Annotated in this window: 16 protein-coding genes; all 16 read left to right on the plus strand. The window is 51.9% G+C overall.

Annotation, left to right across the window (positions count from 1 at the left end; genetic code table 11):
• Positions 1–21 precede the first annotated feature (21 nt).
• Positions 22–996, plus strand: a complete 975-nt coding sequence (gene cysK / locus NL116_RS07730) for a cysteine synthase A (protein ID WP_494376667.1) — start codon at positions 22–24, stop codon at positions 994–996.
• A 214-nt stretch (positions 997–1,210) separates the two neighbouring features.
• Positions 1,211–2,149, plus strand: coding sequence for an aspartyl/asparaginyl beta-hydroxylase domain-containing protein (locus NL116_RS07735; protein WP_494376668.1), 939 nt, complete (start codon positions 1,211–1,213; stop codon positions 2,147–2,149).
• 479 nt (positions 2,150–2,628) lie between these two features.
• Complete coding sequence (locus NL116_RS07740; RefSeq protein WP_494376669.1) at positions 2,629–3,612, plus strand: glycosyltransferase family 2 protein; 984 nt, start codon at positions 2,629–2,631, stop codon at positions 3,610–3,612.
• Between the two features lie 4 nt (positions 3,613–3,616).
• Positions 3,617–4,687 (plus strand): dTDP-glucose 4,6-dehydratase, encoded by a 1,071-nt coding sequence (rfbB, locus tag NL116_RS07745; RefSeq protein ID WP_494376670.1) that lies wholly within the window; start codon positions 3,617–3,619, stop codon positions 4,685–4,687.
• The gene (gene rfbD / locus NL116_RS07750; RefSeq protein WP_494376671.1) at positions 4,684–5,580 is read left to right on the plus strand and encodes a dTDP-4-dehydrorhamnose reductase; all 897 of its coding nucleotides are present in this window, start codon (positions 4,684–4,686) and stop codon (positions 5,578–5,580) included. Before rfbB ends, rfbD begins: the two co-directional genes overlap by 4 nt.
• Before the next feature lie 5 nt (positions 5,581–5,585).
• A complete protein-coding gene (gene rfbA, locus NL116_RS07755) occupies positions 5,586–6,467 on the plus strand; it encodes a glucose-1-phosphate thymidylyltransferase RfbA (RefSeq protein WP_494378020.1) in 882 nt (293 codons plus the stop codon).
• Positions 6,467–7,012: a dTDP-4-dehydrorhamnose 3,5-epimerase gene (gene rfbC / locus NL116_RS07760; protein ID WP_494376672.1), complete on the plus strand. Its 546-nt coding sequence runs from the start codon at positions 6,467–6,469 to the stop codon at positions 7,010–7,012. The genes rfbA and rfbC overlap by 1 nt, the downstream gene beginning before the upstream one ends.
• Entirely contained in the window at positions 7,012–7,830 is an 819-nt protein-coding gene (locus NL116_RS07765) for an ABC transporter permease (protein WP_494376673.1), read from the plus strand. Before rfbC ends, NL116_RS07765 begins: the two co-directional genes overlap by 1 nt.
• On the plus strand, positions 7,820–9,151 hold the full coding sequence (locus NL116_RS07770) for an ABC transporter ATP-binding protein (protein ID WP_494376674.1): 1,332 nt from the start codon (positions 7,820–7,822) through the stop codon (positions 9,149–9,151). Before NL116_RS07765 ends, NL116_RS07770 begins: the two co-directional genes overlap by 11 nt.
• A 164-nt stretch (positions 9,152–9,315) precedes the next feature.
• Complete coding sequence (locus NL116_RS07775) at positions 9,316–11,472, plus strand: sulfotransferase family protein (protein ID WP_494376675.1); 2,157 nt, start codon at positions 9,316–9,318, stop codon at positions 11,470–11,472.
• Between the two features lie 29 nt (positions 11,473–11,501).
• Complete coding sequence (locus NL116_RS07780; RefSeq protein ID WP_494376676.1) at positions 11,502–12,587, plus strand: DegT/DnrJ/EryC1/StrS family aminotransferase; 1,086 nt, start codon at positions 11,502–11,504, stop codon at positions 12,585–12,587.
• Between the two features lie 25 nt (positions 12,588–12,612).
• Positions 12,613–15,273, plus strand: a complete 2,661-nt coding sequence (locus tag NL116_RS07785; protein WP_494376677.1) for a glycosyltransferase — start codon at positions 12,613–12,615, stop codon at positions 15,271–15,273.
• Positions 15,263–16,441 carry a glycosyltransferase gene (locus tag NL116_RS07790; protein ID WP_494376678.1) on the plus strand — a complete coding sequence of 393 codons (1,179 nt, stop codon included), beginning with the start codon at positions 15,263–15,265 and terminating at the stop codon, positions 16,439–16,441. The genes NL116_RS07785 and NL116_RS07790 overlap by 11 nt, the downstream gene beginning before the upstream one ends.
• 57 nt (positions 16,442–16,498) lie before the next feature.
• The gene (locus NL116_RS07795; RefSeq protein WP_494376679.1) at positions 16,499–17,155 is read left to right on the plus strand and encodes an acetyltransferase; all 657 of its coding nucleotides are present in this window, start codon (positions 16,499–16,501) and stop codon (positions 17,153–17,155) included.
• The gene (locus NL116_RS07800; protein ID WP_494376680.1) at positions 17,155–18,114 is read left to right on the plus strand and encodes a glycosyltransferase; all 960 of its coding nucleotides are present in this window, start codon (positions 17,155–17,157) and stop codon (positions 18,112–18,114) included. The genes NL116_RS07795 and NL116_RS07800 overlap by 1 nt, the downstream gene beginning before the upstream one ends.
• Complete coding sequence (locus NL116_RS07805) at positions 18,114–19,196, plus strand: glycosyltransferase (protein ID WP_494376681.1); 1,083 nt, start codon at positions 18,114–18,116, stop codon at positions 19,194–19,196. Before NL116_RS07800 ends, NL116_RS07805 begins: the two co-directional genes overlap by 1 nt.
• Positions 19,197–19,208: the final 12 nt, after the last annotated feature.

Consider the following 19,208-nt stretch of genomic DNA (forward strand, 5'->3'; position numbering starts at 1 on the left):
ATGCTGTACAAGGACCCAGCCATGAGCCGTATTTACGCTGACAACGCCCACTCCATCGGTAATACACCGCTGGTGCAGATCAACCGCATCGCCCCTCGCGGCGTGACCATCCTGGCCAAGATCGAAGGGCGCAACCCGGGTTATTCGGTCAAGTGCCGGATCGGCGCAAACATGATCTGGGACGCTGAGAGCACCGGTAAACTCAAGCCTGGCATGACTATTGTCGAACCGACCTCGGGCAATACCGGGATCGGTCTGGCGTTTGTCGCCGCTGCCCGTGGTTACAAGTTGATGCTGACCATGCCGGCGTCCATGAGTATTGAACGCCGCAAAGTGCTCAAGGCGCTGGGTGCCGAACTGGTGTTGACTGAACCGGCAAAGGGCATGAAAGGCGCGATTGAAAAAGCCGGTGAAATTGTTGCCAGCGACCCGGCCAGGTACTTCATGCCAGCGCAATTCGATAATCCGGCCAACCCGGCCATCCACGAAAAAACCACCGGTCCGGAAATCTGGAACGATACCGATGGCGCGGTCGATGTGCTGGTGGCAGGCGTCGGAACAGGTGGAACTATTACCGGTATCTCGCGGTACATCAAGAATACCCAAGGTAAACCGATTATCTCGGTGGCCGTTGAACCTTCGGTTTCTCCGGTGATCACCCAGGCCATCGCCGGTGAAGAAATCAAGCCGAGCCCGCACAAGATTCAGGGCATTGGTGCCGGTTTTGTACCAAAGAACCTTGATCTGGCGATGGTTGATCGGGTCGAGCTGGTGACTGACGACGAGTCCAAGGCCATGGCCTTGCGCTTGATGCAGGAAGAGGGGATTTTGTGCGGTATCTCGTGCGGCGCTGCCATGGCCGTCGCGGTTCGCCTGGCGGAAACCCCGGAAATGCAAGGCAAGACCATCGTGGTGATCCTGCCGGATTCGGGCGAACGCTACCTGTCGAGCATGTTGTTCAGCGATTTGTTTACCGAGCAGGAGAATCAGCAATAAGCGTGACTTGGGGGTAAGTGTTGGTTGAACGGGGGCTGAATTCAGATCAGCCCCCGTTCAGGAACCTTATGTTAAGAAGTGCTTTATTGCGCAATCCTTAATACTGAATGTTGGATGAGGCGGGTTTTTCCCGAGGTCGGGAATGTTTATCATGGCCGACCGCCACGTCGGGTGAATGGCGTTGTGCGATGAGCCTAATCTCAAGGAGTCGTTGATGAGCTTTTCCTTTGCCGCGAAAGCGTCGGTGTTGTTGCTGTTTCTGGGCAGCACCCTCTATGTCCATTTGCGCGGCAAGGCGCGATTGCCGGTGTTACGGCAATTCGTCAATCACTCGGCATTGTTCGCACCCTACAACGCCTTGATGTACCTGTTCTCCGGGGTACCTTCCAAACCCTATCTGGATCGCAGCAAGTTTCCGGAACTGGACGTGCTCAAGGACAACTGGGAAGTTATCCGCGACGAAGCGATGCACTTGTTCGACGAGGGTTATATCCGCGCTGCCGAGAAGAACAACGATGCCGGTTTCGGTTCGTTCTTCAAGAAAGGCTGGAAACGTTTTTACCTCAAGTGGTACGACAAGGCATTGCCCTCGGCAGAAGCCCTGTGCCCGAAGACCGTGGAACTGGTCAACAGCATTCCCAACGTAAAAGGTGCGATGTTTGCGTTACTGCCAGGTGACAGTCACCTCAATCCCCACCGTGATCCGTTTGCCGGTTCTTTGCGCTATCACCTGGGGCTGTCGACACCCAACTCCGATGATTGCCGCATCTTCGTTGACGGCCAGGTCTATGCCTGGCGCGATGGCGAAGACGTGATGTTCGATGAGACCTATGTGCATTGGGTCAAGAACGAAACCGGGACAACCCGGGTGATTTTGTTCTGCGATATTGAGCGTCCGCTGAGTAATCGCGTCATGACGGGCATTAACCGGTGGATCAGCGGTTGGCTCGGTCGTGCCACAGCCCCGCAAAACCTTGATGATGAACGCGTGGGCGGGATTAACCGGGCCTATGCCTGGAGCAAGAATTCCAGCGACAAAGTCAGTGGAGTGGTCAAGCGGTGGAAGCGCCGTTATCCCAAGGCTTACCGCGTACTGCGGCCAGTGTTGGCGGTGCTGGTGTTGATGTTGTTGGGGTATTGGTTGTTTGGCTGAGTGGGTCTGCGGGTCAAGAAAAAAGATCGCCGAACGGTGATCTTTTTTTTTGTTTTGTGGGAGCTTTCCTACGGCTTTGTAGTACGATTCGCACCCGCAAACGCCCAGAAGCTTCAGCGGCCTGTCGCTGAATCTGCGGTAAATTTGAACAGCATAATTTTCATGCTGCTTTCATAACCTTCGTCTTTCCTGTCAGTCCAAGTATGCGCTTGGGATTAGAACTCGTACTGTCTGGCGTTCTAATCGAAAATATTCAAATATTTCCCAGGTCAGGCTGCGGGCTTAAGCAGGGCGCGTCGGATAGCCTCCGGTCGAGACCCGCGGATTGCTGGGGTTTAACCGGGTCGTCAATATTCTGTGCAAATCTTTCGCAAGTTTACTGAGCTGATGCCGATAACAATTTTTTGACGCCTATCGTTTGTTTTTTGAATTCATATAAGTTGGCAGCAGTCCTGTAAGAAAGCAGGGAAGGAAATTTTGTGGGTATCTTGGAATCCAGCGTTCTTCATTCCTGTGTCAGTGACACATTGAGTGATTGCAGCACTGAGAAAGTCGCAATCCTGATGTGTTCCTACAATGGCGAGTCTTTTTTAGCCGAGCAGTTGGAGTCGTTCCAGCGGCAGACACACCTTAACTGGAGTGTTTATGTTTCGGATGATGGCTCCCAAGACCGGACGTTGGAGATCCTTCACGCGACAAGCCGCCTGTGGGAACCAGGGCGCCTGCAGATCTATGAAGGGCCTCGGAATGGTTTTGTAACAAATTTCCTGTCTTTGACTTGCCGGACAGAGATAGCGGCCGACTTCTACGCATGGGCCGATCAGGACGATGTCTGGAAGGACGACAAACTTGAGCGGGCGCTCGCCTGGTTAAGGACTGTACCGCCGAATACTCCAGCGCTTTACTGCGGCCGCACCGAGCTGATTTGTGAATCAGGTGTACCTTTCGGCTATTCACCCAAATTTATTCTTCCCCCGCATTTTTCCAATGCGCTGGTGCAAAACATTGGCGGCGGAAACACCATGGTGTTTAACCAGGCTGCCCGGGCGCTTCTGCAAGAGGCGGGTGAAAACATGGATGTTCCCTCGCACGACTGGTGGGCTTACCAGCTGATTTCCGGTTCAGGCGGTGCGGTCTACTATGACCCCGTCCCGGCTGTACTCTATCGCCAGCACGATGAAAACGTGGTCGGAACCAACTCCAGCTGGTGGGCTCGCCTCAAGCGGCTGCGAATGGCGTTTCAGGGGCGTTTTTATGAGTGGAACTCCCAGAATATCGATGCCCTTGAGTCCATGCGTCATCGTTTGAGTCATGAGCATCAAGCGAAGCTGGACCAATTCAAGGTGGCGCGCGAGCAACCATTATTACCCAGGATTCTGGGTTTCAAACGTGCCGGTTTATATCGGCAGACTGTCGTTGGGAACCTGGGGCTGATCCTCGCAACTTTACTGAAAAAGATCTAATTCCATGACCATCTTAGTAACTGGCGGTGCAGGCTTCATCGGGGCGAACTTCGTATTGGATTGGCTGACTCATTCCGATGAGACCGTGATCAACCTGGACAAGCTGACCTATGCAGGCAACCTGGATAATCTGAGCAGCCTTGCAGGTAACGAGCGGCACGTATTCGTGCGTGGCGATATAGGCGACAGCGCTTTGGTCGCGCGCCTGCTGGAAGAGCACCAGCCTCGTGCGATTCTGAACTTTGCCGCCGAATCTCATGTCGATCGCTCCATCCATGGCCCGGAAGACTTCATCGAGACCAACATCGTCGGTACTTTCCGCATGCTGGAAGCTGTCCGTGCCTACTGGAAGGGGATGGCGTCCGACGCACAGCAGGCGTTCCGCTTTCTGCATGTGTCTACGGACGAAGTCTACGGCTCTCTGGCCAAAGATGAGGCAGCGTTCAGCGAAAGCCACCAGTACGAACCGAACAGTCCTTACTCCGCCAGCAAGGCAGCCAGTGACCACCTGGTTCGCGCCTATCACCACACCTACGGCCTGCCGGTACTGACAACCAATTGCTCGAACAACTACGGGCCTTACCACTTCCCGGAAAAACTCATTCCGCTGATGATCGTCAACGCGCTGCAGGGCAAGGCATTGCCTGTCTACGGCGACGGCCAGCAGATTCGTGACTGGCTGTATGTAAAAGACCATTGCAGCGCCATTCGCCGCGTGCTGGAAGCCGGCACCGTGGGAGAGGTCTACAACGTCGGCGGTTGGAACGAAAAGCCAAATCTCGACATCGTCCACACCGTTTGCGCTTTGCTGGATGAACTGCGTCCGCGCACTGATGGCCAGCCTTACAAGGCTCAAATCAGCTACGTGACCGATCGTCCCGGGCACGACCGTCGTTACGCCATTGATGCTCGCAAACTTGAGCGTGAGTTGGGCTGGAAACCGGCGGAAACCTTCGAAACCGGTATTCGCAAAACCGTTCAGTGGTACCTGGATAATCAGGATTGGGTCAGCAACATCCAGTCCGGCGCTTATCTCCAGTGGGTACAAAAAAACTACGCCGGGCGCAATGAATGAAAATTCTTTTACTCGGTAAAAACGGCCAGGTGGGGTGGGAACTGCAACGCAGCCTCGCGCCTCTGGGAGAGTTGCTTGCGCTGGACTCCCGCAGCCAGGAGTACTGTGGCGACTTGAATGACCTGGTGGGGCTGGCTGACACCGTACGGCGCTTTGCGCCTGACGTGATCGTCAATGCCGCGGCCTATACCGCTGTCGACAAGGCCGAAAGCGAGCCGCAACTGGCACGCCGGGTGAATGCAGAAGCGCCAGCGGTACTGGCCCGCGAAGCCCAGCGTATCAACGCCTTGTTGGTGCATTACTCCACCGACTATGTATTCGCCGGAAATGGCGATACCCCTTGGCAGGAGAGTGATCCGGTTGCGCCACTGAGTGTCTACGGTTCCAGTAAGCTTGAGGGCGAGCAGGCCATTCAGGCGTCTGGCTGCTCGCACCTGATCTTTCGCACCAGCTGGGTGTACGCCGCGCGTGGAAACAACTTCGCCAAGACGATGCTGCGTCTGGCCCGCGAGCGCGACAGCCTGAACGTGATCGACGATCAGTTCGGCACACCGACCGGCGCCGATCTGCTGGCCGATGTGACCGCTCATGCGATCCGCACTGTGCAGCAACAGCCGCAATTGGGTGGGCTGTACCATCTGGCGGCAGCGGGCGAAACCACATGGTGCCGTTACGCCAGGTTTGTGCTTGAGCAAGCCCAGGCGGCAGGCGTGGATCTGAAAGTGACCCCGGCAATGGTCGGCGCGATTACGACCGAGGCTTACCCGACACCGGCAAAGCGTCCGAACAACTCGCGACTCAATACTCAAAAACTGCAAAATGCCTTTGTACTGCGCTTGCCTGAATGGCAAACCGGTGTGGCACGGATGCTCACAGAAATATTAGAGAATTAAGCATGATTAAACGTAAAGGAATCATCCTGGCCGGCGGCTCGGGCACTCGACTGCATCCTGCAACGCTGGCTATATCCAAGCAGTTGCTGCCGGTTTACGACAAGCCGATGATCTACTACCCGCTGACCACCCTGATGCTGGCGGGCATCCGCGATATCCTGATCATCTCCACGCCGCAAGACACCCCGCGCTTCGAGCAGTTGCTGGGTGACGGCACCCGTTGGGGGTTGAACATCTCTTACGCGGTGCAGGCATCACCGGATGGCCTGGCGCAAGCCTTCATCATCGGTGAAGAGTTCATCGGCGATGATCCGGTTGCCCTGGTACTCGGTGACAACATCTACCACGGCCACGACTTCTATGAACTGCTGCATAACGCCATGGCGCGCCAGGAAGGTGCCAGCGTCTTCGCCTACCACGTCAATGACCCTGAGCGTTACGGCGTCGTCGAGTTCGATGCTCAAGGCAGGGCCGTCAGTCTGGAAGAGAAGCCGCTCAAGCCTAAATCGAACTACGCGGTCACCGGCCTGTACTTTTATGACAACCAGGTTGTCGCAATTGCAAAAGGCATCAAGCCGTCGCCTCGGGGCGAACTGGAAATTACTGACCTGAACCGTGTCTATCTCGAACAGGGCAACCTGTCGGTCGAGATCATGGGGCGCGGCTACGCCTGGCTGGATACCGGTACTCATGATTCCCTGCTGGAAGCGAGTCATTTCATTGCCACTCTCGAACACCGCCAGGGTCTAAAGGTGGCTTGCCCAGAAGAGATTGCCTTCCGTCAGAAGTGGATCACCGCCGAACAACTCGAAGTGCTCGCAGCGCCGCTGATGAAAAACGGCTATGGCCAGTACCTGAAACGCCTTCTGCACGAGACGATTTTCTGATGAAAGCTACACCATTAGCCATAGCTGACGTCGTGCTGTTCGAGCCCAGAGTATTTGGCGATGAGCGTGGCTTTTTCTTTGAAAGCTTCAATGAAGCGCAGTTTTCAGAGGCCATTGGCAAAGACGTCAAGTTCGTACAGGACAACCATTCCCGCTCCCTGAAAAACGTCCTGCGCGGCCTGCATTACCAGGTTGAACAGGCACAAGGGAAGCTGGTACGGGTGGTGTCCGGTGAAGTCTTCGACGTGGCCGTTGATATACGCAAATCGTCGCCAACCTTCGGGCACTGGGTGGGCGAAATCCTGTCCGCTGAAAACAAGCGGCAATTGTGGGTGCCTGAAGGGTTTGCGCATGGTTTCTATGTGTTGTCGGAGGCTGCCGAGTTTCTTTACAAGACGACCGATTACTATGCGCCTGCGCATGAGCGTTGCATCGCGTGGGATGAACCTTCCTTGGGCATCAATTGGCCGTGCGTGGGTCGCCCAGACCTCTCTGTAAAAGATCAGCAGGGATCACTATTGAAAGATGCCGAGGTGTTTGCCTGATGCAAACTCACTCCATCTCCCCCAAAGAGCTCGTTAAAAGCCTTTGGTCTAACCGTAGTCTGATCAAGGCAATGATCAAGCGCGAAGTTATTGGGCGATATAAAGGCTCTTTTCTTGGCATTTTTTGGTCGTTCTTCAATCCTGTTTTGATGCTGGCCGTCTACACCTTTGTCTTCAGCGTTATTTTCAAAGCGCGCTGGAGTGGTGGTGGTGATTCTAAAACAGAGTTCGCATTAGTCCTGTTTGCAGGGTTGATGGTGTTCAATCTGTTTTCCGAATGCGTGAATCGAGCACCCGGCATCATTCTGGCCAATGCCAACTACGTGAAGAAAGTCGTGTTTCCTTTAGAGATACTTCCGTGGGTGAGTCTCGGTTCGGCGATGTTCCATTCGCTGGTCAGTCTGGGGGTGTGGATAGTCGCCTACGTGATTTTCTTCGGAGTGCCACATGTCACGGCGTTGTTGCTGCCGATTGTTGTGCTGCCACTGATGTTTGTGGTTCTAGGCTTGTCCTGGGCCTTGGCTTCGCTGGGTGTTTACTTGCGCGACGTCACTCAATTCATTGGGATACTGACAACGGTAACGATGTTTTTGTCGCCGATTTTCTATCCGTCCAGTGCCTTGCCGCCCGATTACGCCAATTTGCTTCTGCTTAATCCACTGACACCCGTGATTGAGGGCGTCAGGGACGTGCTGTTTTGGGGCAAGCTACCGCAAATTGAGTTCCTGTCAGGGTACTTGGTCGGCTCTATGTTGTTTGCGTGGCTGGGATTTGCCTGGTTCCAGAAAACACGTAAGGGGTTTGCCGATGTGCTCTGATATTGCCATCAAAGTTGAAAACCTTAATAAGTGTTATCACATCTATGACAAGCCACATGACCGGCTGAAACAGATGCTGATGCGGGGGCGGCGGCAGTATTTCCAGGAGTTCTGGGCACTGCGCGATGTCTCCTTTGAAATCAAGAAAGGCGAGACCGTCGGGATTATCGGCCGAAACGGCAGCGGTAAGTCGACATTGCTGCAAATGATTTGCGGCACACTGAATCCAACCAGCGGAAGCATCCAGACCCAAGGCCGGATTGCCGCATTGCTCGAGTTGGGTGCAGGTTTCAACCCGGAGTTTACCGGGCGTGAAAACGTGTACATGAATGGCGCAATTCTCGGTTTGACTGAAGACCAGGTCGACGCTCGCTTTGAGGAAATTGCTTCCTTTGCCGATATCGGCAACTTCATTGAGCAACCGGTCAAAACCTACTCCAGCGGCATGTTTGTGCGCCTGGCGTTTGCATCAAATATCATGTCGCGCCCGGAAATCATGATTGTCGATGAGGCGCTTTCAGTCGGCGATATGAATTTCCAGGCCAAGTGCATGACTGCGCTGACGCGGATTCAGGACAATGGCGCGACTATTCTCTTTGTCAGTCACGATGTCGGTTCGGTGAAAAGCTTATGCTCACGCGGCGTCTACCTTGAGCGCGGTCAGGTCATCACGGTAGGGCCGGCTGCAGAAGTCGCCGAGCGCTATATCCGGACGATGCACGAGGAGATGAACGAAGAGCATAAAAAGTTCGCACGGGTCTCGGCAGCTTTTGACGAAAAGCCGGTGGCAGCGCCTGCGCAACCAAGCATTATCGAAGATCCAGGTTTCAAACGTTCAGAAGTGTTTGATAATAAGGTTGCCCAATTTCGTTATGGGACTGGCGAGGTTAAAGTCGTATTCGTGGAGATGCTGGACGGTCACGGAGAGGACATGACGTTCGTAGAGTTCAATCAAGACGTCAAAGTTAAGGTCTATTTCGAGGCTTATTCCGAAAAGACAGTGTCCGTTAATCTAAGCGTCTTCGATGATAAGAAAAACAATATAATGGGTTGTGGTTTTCCACATGTCGACCAGCCGTATCTTCTGACAAGAGATGGGGCTAAGTACATGGCTGAATACTCTCTAAAACTACCTTTGCAAGAAGGGATTTACTCCCTGAGAATTAATATCTCATCCCCGATTATTGAAAATGAGTCTGCTGAGTTTGTCGATTTGGTGAATGATGCCTTGGTGTTTCGGGTTGGGCGTTGGGATAAGTCTAGAGTTTGGTCAAAAGTGCACGCGTTTTCCCAGCTGAAACTTCATGAGTTTGAGGTGTGAAATGCGGAGCATGCCGAATCTGAAATATTTGTCTATATCGCATGGTTCGGAGTTTTTGGTCCTGCGCGGCAAGAAAGTGAATGCCGATTTATTTGGCGTGCTGAAAGATTTTGATGCGGTACTAAGGTCGGCACAACAAAAGTTTCACTTCTTTGGATCTCAATATGAATAACGCATTCATCATTGGTACCGGACGCTGCGGCACCACTTGGCTGGGCCAGATGCTGAACAGCCATGCCGAGCTGTGCGTGCCTCCAGAGATCCAGTTGCTTTTCGAATACTCCGGAAACGGTAACAGACTATTCGAAGAGTTTTTCCTGGCTGATCAGAAAGGACTCAGCGGCGAACAGCTGGCTTCGGTCATCGAGCGCTGCTGCCCGCACAAGCTGGAAATGTTCTTCGACTACCGGGAATTTTGCCGAAAGCAGGACACGCCCAAAATGTCTTTGGCCGAGTTCGTGAAGTCGTTTTACACGGCTATTGCGTCTGCCCACGGGAAGTCGTGGTTGGTCGAGCAAACGCCATGGTATGGCCAGCGCCTTGACCTTGTTTCGAAGCTGTTCCCCGACGCGAAATTCATTCATATGGTGCGCGATGGGCGTGATGTTGCCTTGTCGTTCGCCAGAACAACCTGGTGGCACATATCTCCCCGCTTGAATCTGGCGAGGTGGCAACGTGAAATCAAAAAAATCGCCACCGATGCAAATAGTTTCCTTAAGCCAGACTGTTACCTCGAAGTAAAGTATGAAGACCTGGTGGCCAGCCCGGAGTCCGAACTTAGAAAAGTGTGTACATTTCTGAGCATCGATTTTGATCCGCGGATGCTTGACCCGATTGGGTTCATTGATTACGACAAACTGTGCAAATTCGATATGGCGCAGGTTTCCTCTAAGGCCTATTCCGCGTGGCGTGAACGAAAGGACGGGGCCGTTTTTTCGGAGAATGTCGAAGCCTGGCGCAAGACCGATAACCTGTTCGATGACTTTTTGCCAATCGAAATATCCGACTGGCTCTCCCGGTACGGCTATGACGTTTGTGAAAAAGTATCGACGGAAGTAGAAAAGAACCAGAGTTGGCACGAGTACAGTGTCGGCGCACTTGAGCAGGACAATCTTGCGCGGGCCAGTCATATCCATACGCTTGAACAGGAGTTGACCCGTAAGGCCGAGAACTTGGTTGTTCTGGAAAAAGAATGGGTAGCCCGAGGTGTCTTGATCGAGCAGCTTGGTAAATCCATGGATTTGCTAATGCGTGAAAGCGAGAACCGGGCTGAGCATATACGCACGCTTGAGCAAGTACTTGCCAAACAGATCAAGCAGGCAGGAGCAATAGAGAAGGAGTGGGTCGCCCGAGGGGAGTTACTCGATCAATTGGCCGCTACCATCAATAGGCTGGGGCAGGAGATCGAGAAGCAGGTCGATCATATCCATGTACTTGAGTGTGCGCTTTCCAGTCAGACCAAGCAGGTCAGCAATGTTGAAGAAGAATGGAGCGCCCGAGGGACGCTACTCGATGAACTGGCGGCGACCATTGATGCATTGACACAAGAGGGTCAGGGTCGAGTTGAGTATATTCAAACGCTTGAGCAAGCACTGCGCCAACAGACCGAGCAAGCAAGTGTAATAGGGACGGAATGGGAAGCGCGCGGAGACTTGCTTGCGCAGTTGTCCAACACAATCAATGTGTTGACCGAAGAGAGTCAGGGCCGGCTTGAGTGTATTCGTTTGCTTGAGCAATCGCTTGCTCAGCAGGCCGAGCATTCAAGTGTTGTAGAGAAAGAGTGGCAAGCCCGAGGGGAGTTGCTCAATCAACTGACCACGACCATTGATGCATTGCGGCATGAGAGCAAAGGGCGGGCTGAGCATATTCATACGCTCGAACAAAGCCTCTTCAAACAGGCTGAACATGTCAATAATGTAGAGAAAGAATGGGAAGGCCGAGGGCAGTTGCTCGATCACCTGAGCGCCACCCTTGACGCATTGAAACAAGAGAGCGAGGGCCGTGCTGAGCATATAAATGTGCTTGAGCAAGCATTGCTTCAGAAAACCGAACAAGTAGAAGAAACAGAGAGCCGGTGGGAAGCGCGTGGAAATGTGATTGATAAGCTCACGCTGTCTGTCGAGGCATTGGTGCAAGAGACAAAAAGCCAGGCTGAGCATATTGAGCAACTGTCGCAAGAAAATATCGTGAGTCTCAACAGGAACTCCCAACTTGATCAGGAGATTGCGGATCAAAAGGTTTTAATTGATCAGTTGGAAGAGCGTAGTAATGAATTCAGGCGCTCGTGGTATGGAATCCTAAAAGAATATCTCGGTAAGTGAGATGTTATTAATTGTAGCTTGAGTATTTCATGAATATTACAGTCACCAAGCCGTTTATGCCGCCGTACGCGGATTTCAAAAACTACCTGGAAGGTATTTGGTCCCGGGAATGGTTGACCAATAACGGTCCTTTGTTGAATGAATTGGAAATCAAGCTCAAGGAACATCTGGATGTTGATCATCTGCTGTTCCTGAGCAACGGTACCGTGGCCATTCAAATCGCCATTCGTGCACTCGACCTCGTGGGTGAAATCATCACCACGCCGTTCAGTTACGTCGCGACAACGTCAAGTATTGTGTGGGAACGCTGTGACCCAGTGATGGTGGATATCTGCCCTGACACGCTGAACATCGACGCGTCGAAAATCGAGCAGGCCATTACTGAAAAAACCACTGCTATTCTTGCGACGCACGTCTTTGGTAATGCGTGTGATGTAGACGCTATTCATGCTATTGCCGAGAAGCATAACCTGAAAGTTATCTATGATGCGGCGCATGCGTTTGGCACTCTCTACAAAGGAAAGTCGCTGCTCGCCTACGGTGATGTATCGACCTGCAGCTTTCACTCGACAAAGCTTTTCCATACCGTTGAAGGCGGCGCAGTGATCAGTCCTCATGCTTCCGTTTTGAAGCAGATGGCTATGATGAGAAACTTTGGCCACTCTTCTGCCACTGACTTTGGCAGTGTCGGTATTAATGGCAAGAACTCTGAGTTTCATGCTGCCATGGGGTTGTGCAACCTGAAGCATATTCCTGATATTCTGTCGGTTCGCCGTACCCTGTCTGAACGGTATAAAAACAATCTGCAAGACCTGCCCATTCAGTTTCAGAAAATTCAGGCAAAAACCGAATACAACTATTCCTACTTTCCAGTGATATTCGAAAGTGAAGCAAAAATGCTGAAACTAGTGGAGTTTCTTAATCTTCATAGCATTTTTCCTCGTCGCTACTTCTATCCATCGCTGACCAAACTGCCATATGTGAGTGAGCAGAGTGCACCCATTGCGGAAGACATTTCCCGTCGGATTCTTTGTCTGCCGCTCTATCACACGCTGTCGGTTGAAGAAGTCGATATGATTTGCCGGTTTATTAAGCAAGAGCTTTCTTGCGAATAGAATTTTGTAAATAGGGACGTTTCAGATGGTTTCGTTGAGTGGTGATTCAGGTGCGCAGGGTGTTAGTAAAATGGGTGGGATAGAACTCTTTAAGGACGATAGCTTCGCTGAAGAGGACAAACTCGCCCTGCTCAACTTTATCATGCAGGAGTTTAAGCTCCAGCAGCCCGTGATATTGAAGGGGGCAGATTTTGCCGTGGCGGCACGGTTCCTTTTCGAGCAATACTCCCTGCGTGGTACCCGTATAGATTTACTCTATCTGGATGAGCGCACTCTTCGTGACCGTGCTTCGTCAGTCAATGGACTCATCAGTCTTGTTTCGAAAAAAGGCTTGATTTGTATTGAATCCAGTGTCGACGCCATCGCGGCAGAGTTGCTATCTGCTGAGGCATTTGAAGCGGTAATGGTTACTCCAGGCTTTTCGATTTTTGCCAGATCGAAAGGGCTACGTTCGATTCGCAGCACTTGCTACCAAATCGACTTGTTTCGTCGAAATCTTTATTTTCAGAAAAAGAGCCATGCTGCTCGCTCTTTGAATGCCGAGTGTCCATTGGTCACGGTGGTTGTCCTGACGTATAAACACCAGGATTATATTACTCAAAGCCTGCAATCGGTATTGAGTCAACAGGGTAACTTTCGTATGCGTGTCATCATTATTGATGACGCATCGCCTGATGGCACCGCACAAGTAGTAAGAACAATTATTAACGGCTTTCACGCCGACCACATTGACATTGAGTTTCATGCGAATCAGAAAAATGCCGGAGTCGTTGCAAATCTGGCGACGGCAATACGTCTTTCGGCAGGATGTGATTATCTGACTTTTTGTGAAGGTGATGATTTCTGGAGTTCTGAATTCAGAATCCAGAAGCACATTGATTTTCTCGACAGTCATCCCGAATCGGTGATGTCGTTCAACTCTATTGAGCTTTGCGATGCTGACGGATCATCACGTAAATTGTTTTCAGAACATGCCGGCCTGGTGGGTGATACGCTTGATGGCTTGGCACTCTCCGCTAACAACGTAATCGGAAACTTTACTGCGTGTTTTTATCGTGGCGCTTTGCTTGATGTTGTGCCGCAGGCATTGTTTGATATTTACACTGTTGATTGGTTTTTCAATATATATTGCGCGCAGTTCGGCAGTATTGCCCACTTGAAAATGCCACTGTCTGTCTATCGTCAGCACGAGGGCGGAGAGTGGAGTGCTCGTAGAGATCTGGACAAAGGGACCGCCTTGCTCGGTCTAATCGCTCAGTACAACTCTTTTGTTGATTACAACTATGATGAAGGGTTCCAGAGTTACAATCAGCGCCTGTATTCTTGGTTGAACGGTAATTACTCCGCCGAGATGGAAAAATTTGACGTCATCATAGTAGATGATGTTTTTCCCTCGAGAAAAAGCGGGTTTCGCCACGCGGAATTTACGTCGTATCTGGAAGCTTTTCCACGTTCGCTGGTGCTGACCACCGGGGCAACTCTGCATGTTCTTGAAAGTGCTTCGATCAAGGACGTGGTTCGGGATTATCAGCGAAGTTATCCTGAATTGGGTAATCGGGTGATGATCTCCAATGAACAGTTTCCGCTTACGCTTGGAAAGGTGTTGTACGCCAATTTTCTTTCTAATGCCTACAAATTACTTCCGCACGCGGAATCGCTCGGTGTGCCATTCGTATTTACGCTCTATCCGGGTGCCGGTTTCGCTTTGAACAGTGCAGAGGGTGACAAGAAGCTGAAACGGATCTTTGATTCTCCTTGCTTCCAGAAAGTTATTGTTACCCAGCAAGTGATCTACGACTACCTCATTGCGCGCGGGCTGTGCCCTGCGGAAAAGGTGGAGTTGATCTTCGGGGTGGTGATGCCGGAGGTATCTGGTGCGCAATCGATACTTGAAAAGAACAGATGGGGTTTTGAAAAACGACGTCTGGATATCTGCTTCATGGCTCACAAGTACACAACCTACGGTGAGGATAAGGGCTATGACGTCTTTGTGAATGTCGCCAGTATCTTGTGTCAACGCTACGAAGATATTTATTTCCATGTTGTGGGTCCTTTCGATAAAACTGTGCTGGATGTCAGTTTGTTTAATGATCGGATACAGTTTCACGGATCGCTCAATCCAGAAGAGTTTGATGGTTTTTTCCAGAATATGGATATCATCCTGTCGCCGAATATCAGCGGCAAGATTTTCCCCGGTTCGTTTGACGGTTTTCCTACCGCCAGTTGCACCGAAGCTGGATTGCGTGGCACTGCAGTATTTGCCTTTGACGAATTCCACTCCTCCAATGGGCGTTTCACTGACGGCCAGGACATCGTTCTCATTCAATATGATTTATGGGCGATCGTCGAGAAGGTCGAGCGTTACTATAATGACCCCGTCGAGTTGAAGGCCGTGGGCGAACGCTCTATAGAAACAATGCGTAAGTTGTATAGCCTCGATGCACAAATGTCGCCTCGTATTGAGGTGCTGCGCCAGGTCATTCGCGAGCCGAAAATATATCCGGTGCTTGTCGAGTTGCAATCCTGTGTCGATGAAGTTTCGCAGTCAGTAGAAAATGGGCATGTGCAGGGTGGCGTTGAGGCCCCTGTACAGACTACTCAAGTTGCTTGGAAGGTATTACGAAAAATTTGCCCTGAGCCCATTAAAAAACTTTACCGCTCTGTGAGGGCAAATTATGTTTCCTAGTGATAAGGTCGGCTCGACTGATGCGATTGGGCCGGTATTGGTCAGCGTTGTTGTGCCGTCTTACAATCACGCGAAGTACATCCGTAAGGCTGTCGATAGCGTATTGGGTCAGGATTTCACCGACTTCGAGCTGTTGATTTCGGATGATATGTCGCCCGACAACAGTTGGGAGGTCATTTGCGAGTTTGATGACCCGCGGATACGTTCGTTCCGGCAGGAAAAAAACCTCGGTCCGGTGGGAAACCTTGTGTTTCTGATCAAGCAGGCGCGTGGCAAGTACATTGCCCTGTTGAATTCGGATGATGCCTGGTACCCGTCGAAACTCAGCAAGCAAGTCGCCGTGCTGGACGCTCGGCCAGAGCTGGGAGCCTGTTTTACCTGGGCCGATCTGGTTGATGGCCAAGGGCGTGAAATATCCGGGCCCGAGGCCATATGGAATGATGTGTTCAGGCAACCAAACCGAACTCAAGGTGAATGGCTGCGGCATTTTTTCTTTAGTGGCAACTGTATCTGTCACCCGAGCATGCTGGCGCGCAAGGAAATCTACGATGAGCTGGGTTTCTACAACCCGGGATTGAAACAGTTGCCTGATTTCGACATGTGGATCCGACTGGTCAAGAACTACCCAATCCATATCGTTGAAGAAAATCTTGTCGCGCACCTTCGGGACGGAAATAACACCAGCGCTGTTTCGCCCGAGAACTCGGCACGCAACCTGACTGAACTGGTCGAGATATTCGGTTCGTACTTCGACGGCGTATCAGATGAGGTTTTCGTTGAGGGGTTCGGCAAGGAGTTTCGACTCAAAGGTGTACCCGCCACACCTGCCAGGTTGAAATGTGAACGGCTGTTCCTGCTGCTTGATAGCGCCTTTGCCCATGCTGCCGGTAGGGCTGCCGGACTGTCCTCGTGCATAAAGAACCTGGCTGATCCCGAGTTCGAGCGAGTGCTTCGTGACGAGTACATGTTTAACGTATTCGACTTCTATCGGCTGACGGGGCAAGCGGGCTTCGGTCACTATATGATGCTCGCCCACAGTTCTCCTGCCCCCGTCGCGGGCGTCGGACTCGGCGGACACCCCGATATCCCTGTGACGCTGGTGGATCGCGCTGTTCGTTGTCTCAAGGCTCTCGCTCGCCGGCTGCGTCATGCGGTGCGTCAGAACTGAGATGGGCATGCCTTCATCGCTCGCACCTTATCCACTGAGATTGGAATGCAGAACTCTATGAATACCTATTTTGGTCTGATTGGTGCGGGTGGGCATGGCAGGGAAGTCATGCCGATGTTGCATGGCATGCTGCAGGATAAAATAGCCGACCTGAACGCTCATTTACTGTTTGTTGTAGAGAATCTGGAACAAGAGACGCAGATCAACGGGTACCGGACTATCAGCTTGCAAGCGTTTTTCGAACTGGAAGGGGTCAAGCTCTTTAATGTGGCAATTGGTGATTCAAAGGTGCGTCAGCGAATCGCTGAAGCTTGCCTCGCCCGGAAAATCGAGCCTTTCTCGCTGGTCGCAAACAGTGTGACGATGTTGGATAACAACGAAATCGGCGAAGGCAGCATGATTTCCGAGCAGACGATCATTACGTCCAACGTCACGATCGGCCGTTTCTTTCAGGCAAACAACCAATGCAATATCTCTCATGATTGTGTGATCGGGGACTACGTGACCTTCGCACCGGGAGTCAAATGTAATGGGAATGTGTCTATCGGTGATCACGCCTACATAGGCGCTGGCGCGTTGATCAAGCAAGGCAGGCACGGTAAACCGCTGTTGATCGGCGCGGGAGCGGTGGTCGGAATGGGAGCGGTTGTGATTAAGGACGTCGAACCGAATACAACCGTAGTGGGCAATCCCGCCCGGCCCATGGTGAAGTAATGTCAGAGGTTAAACCACACGTCGGGTTGTCGGTCTTGCTGGTTACCTATAATCACGAGTCCTACATCGATCAAGCGCTGGAATCACTTTTCAAACAGGACTACGCAGGTCCTGTTGAATTGGTGGTCGCGGATGATGCATCGACGGATGGGACGCTGGATCGCATTCGGGCCTACGACGGTGTCGACTCACGATTTGTTTTCACGTACCTGTCGGGCGACAACATAGGCATCACCCGAAACTATCAGCGTGGTTTCGCTGCGTGCACGGGCCAGTATGTTGCTGTATTGGAAGGTGATGACTATTGGATAAGTCCAAGCAAGCTGTCCCGGCAAGTCCGGTTTCTGAACGAGCATTGGGAATGCGGCCTTTGCTCCGCCAATTATTTTGTTTTCTATGAAGAGAGTGCAACGTTTACCGAGCGGACGACCATTGGCGCGGGCCATCGGTTGTTGGGCGCTCGTGATTTGATTGCGGATAATCTCGTCGGTAATTTTTCCACGTGCATGTATCGACAGTCGGCGCTTGATAATCTGCCGACGGAATTGTTCGAGCTCAAGTCCTATGACTGGATTGTTAATATCTGCGTAGCACGCACCAGCCTGATCGGTTTTATCGAAGAGCCAATGTCGGTTTACCGTGTCCACGCTAGCGGCGCTTGGTCCGGTTTTGCGCATTTAGAGAAGCTCCAGTTGCAACTGAGCCTGATCCCCGCTTATGACACGATCACCCGGCAGACGTACCATGCCGAATTCACGCGCCTGGAACACAATCTGCGGCGGGTCATATTGCTCGCGCATGGCGAACGTCTGGCCGGAAGCCTCGCGCGCCCCGCCCTCAAGATATTGGCGAGACTGAATGAGTTCATGCCGCCGATCATTCTTGCCATCTTTCGTGCGTTGACGCCCCCCATCGTCACCCGACAGTTGTTGAAGATTGCCCGTCGAGGGCGAATGTAATGAAACTGCCCGTTGTTAGTGTGGTGATGGCAACCTACAACCATGCCCCTTACGTTGCACAGGCTATAAAAAGCGTGCTGGCGCAACGCGACGTAGCCTTCGAGTTTTTGATCGCCGATGATGGCTCCAGCGACACTACGCGTGCGGTGGTCGAAGGATTTACGGATGCGAGGATTCGTTTTTTTCCACATCCAATCAATCGCGGGGCGAGTGTCGTCACCAATGAATTAATCGAGCATGCCACGGGCGAATTTGTGGCACTTATCAACTCCGACGATTATTGGGTGGACGAGGACAAGCTGGCTTTTCAGCTCGATATTCTGCGCTCAAATCCAGAGCTGGGGGCCAGTTTCGGCCGGGCCCGTTTTGTAGACAAACACGGGAATGTCATCAACAAGAAAAGCTTGTCATTTGGCTCGGTGTTTGATCAGGCGAACCGAACTCAAGGTGAATGGCTGCGCTACTTCCTGGATCACGGCAACTGCCTCTGTCACCCGACATTGATGATCCGTCGCCAGTGCTACGAAGAGCTTGGGGGATACAGTAACAATCTCCGACAGCTGCCTGATTATGATATGTGGATCAGACTGATAAAACGTTATCCAATCCATATCTCCGAACGGGAGTTGATCTGCTTCAGAGTCATGCCGGGCGAAAATGTCAGTAGCCAGTCGGTGACCAATTCCATTCGTACGATGAACGAACACTATCTGATCGCCGAGACATTTTTTCATGACGTCGGCGTGCAACACCTGAAAGATGGTTTTTTCGGGTTGTTGAGGTACCCGGAAATACCCAGCTCGATCCACCTTGAGATCGAAAAGGTGCTGCTGTTTTTTTTGCCGAACGCTGCTATCGGCAAGGCCTACAGAATGATCGGAATGATCAAGCTGAATCATTTGCTCGCTAGCCGTGTGCATCGAAAGGTACTCGAAGAAGCCTACGGCATAGATGGACAATGGTTTCAGGCTAAAATGGGCGAAATCGACATATTGCGGCCGAAGTTCTTGGCCACGATTGCCGGGAAAACTATTGGGGTGAGACGCGCCTTGAAAAAATTTTTGAAGCGCGATGATTATTGAAATGAACATACA

It is taken from the genome of Pseudomonas sp. FBCC-B1667, assembly GCF_059133255.1.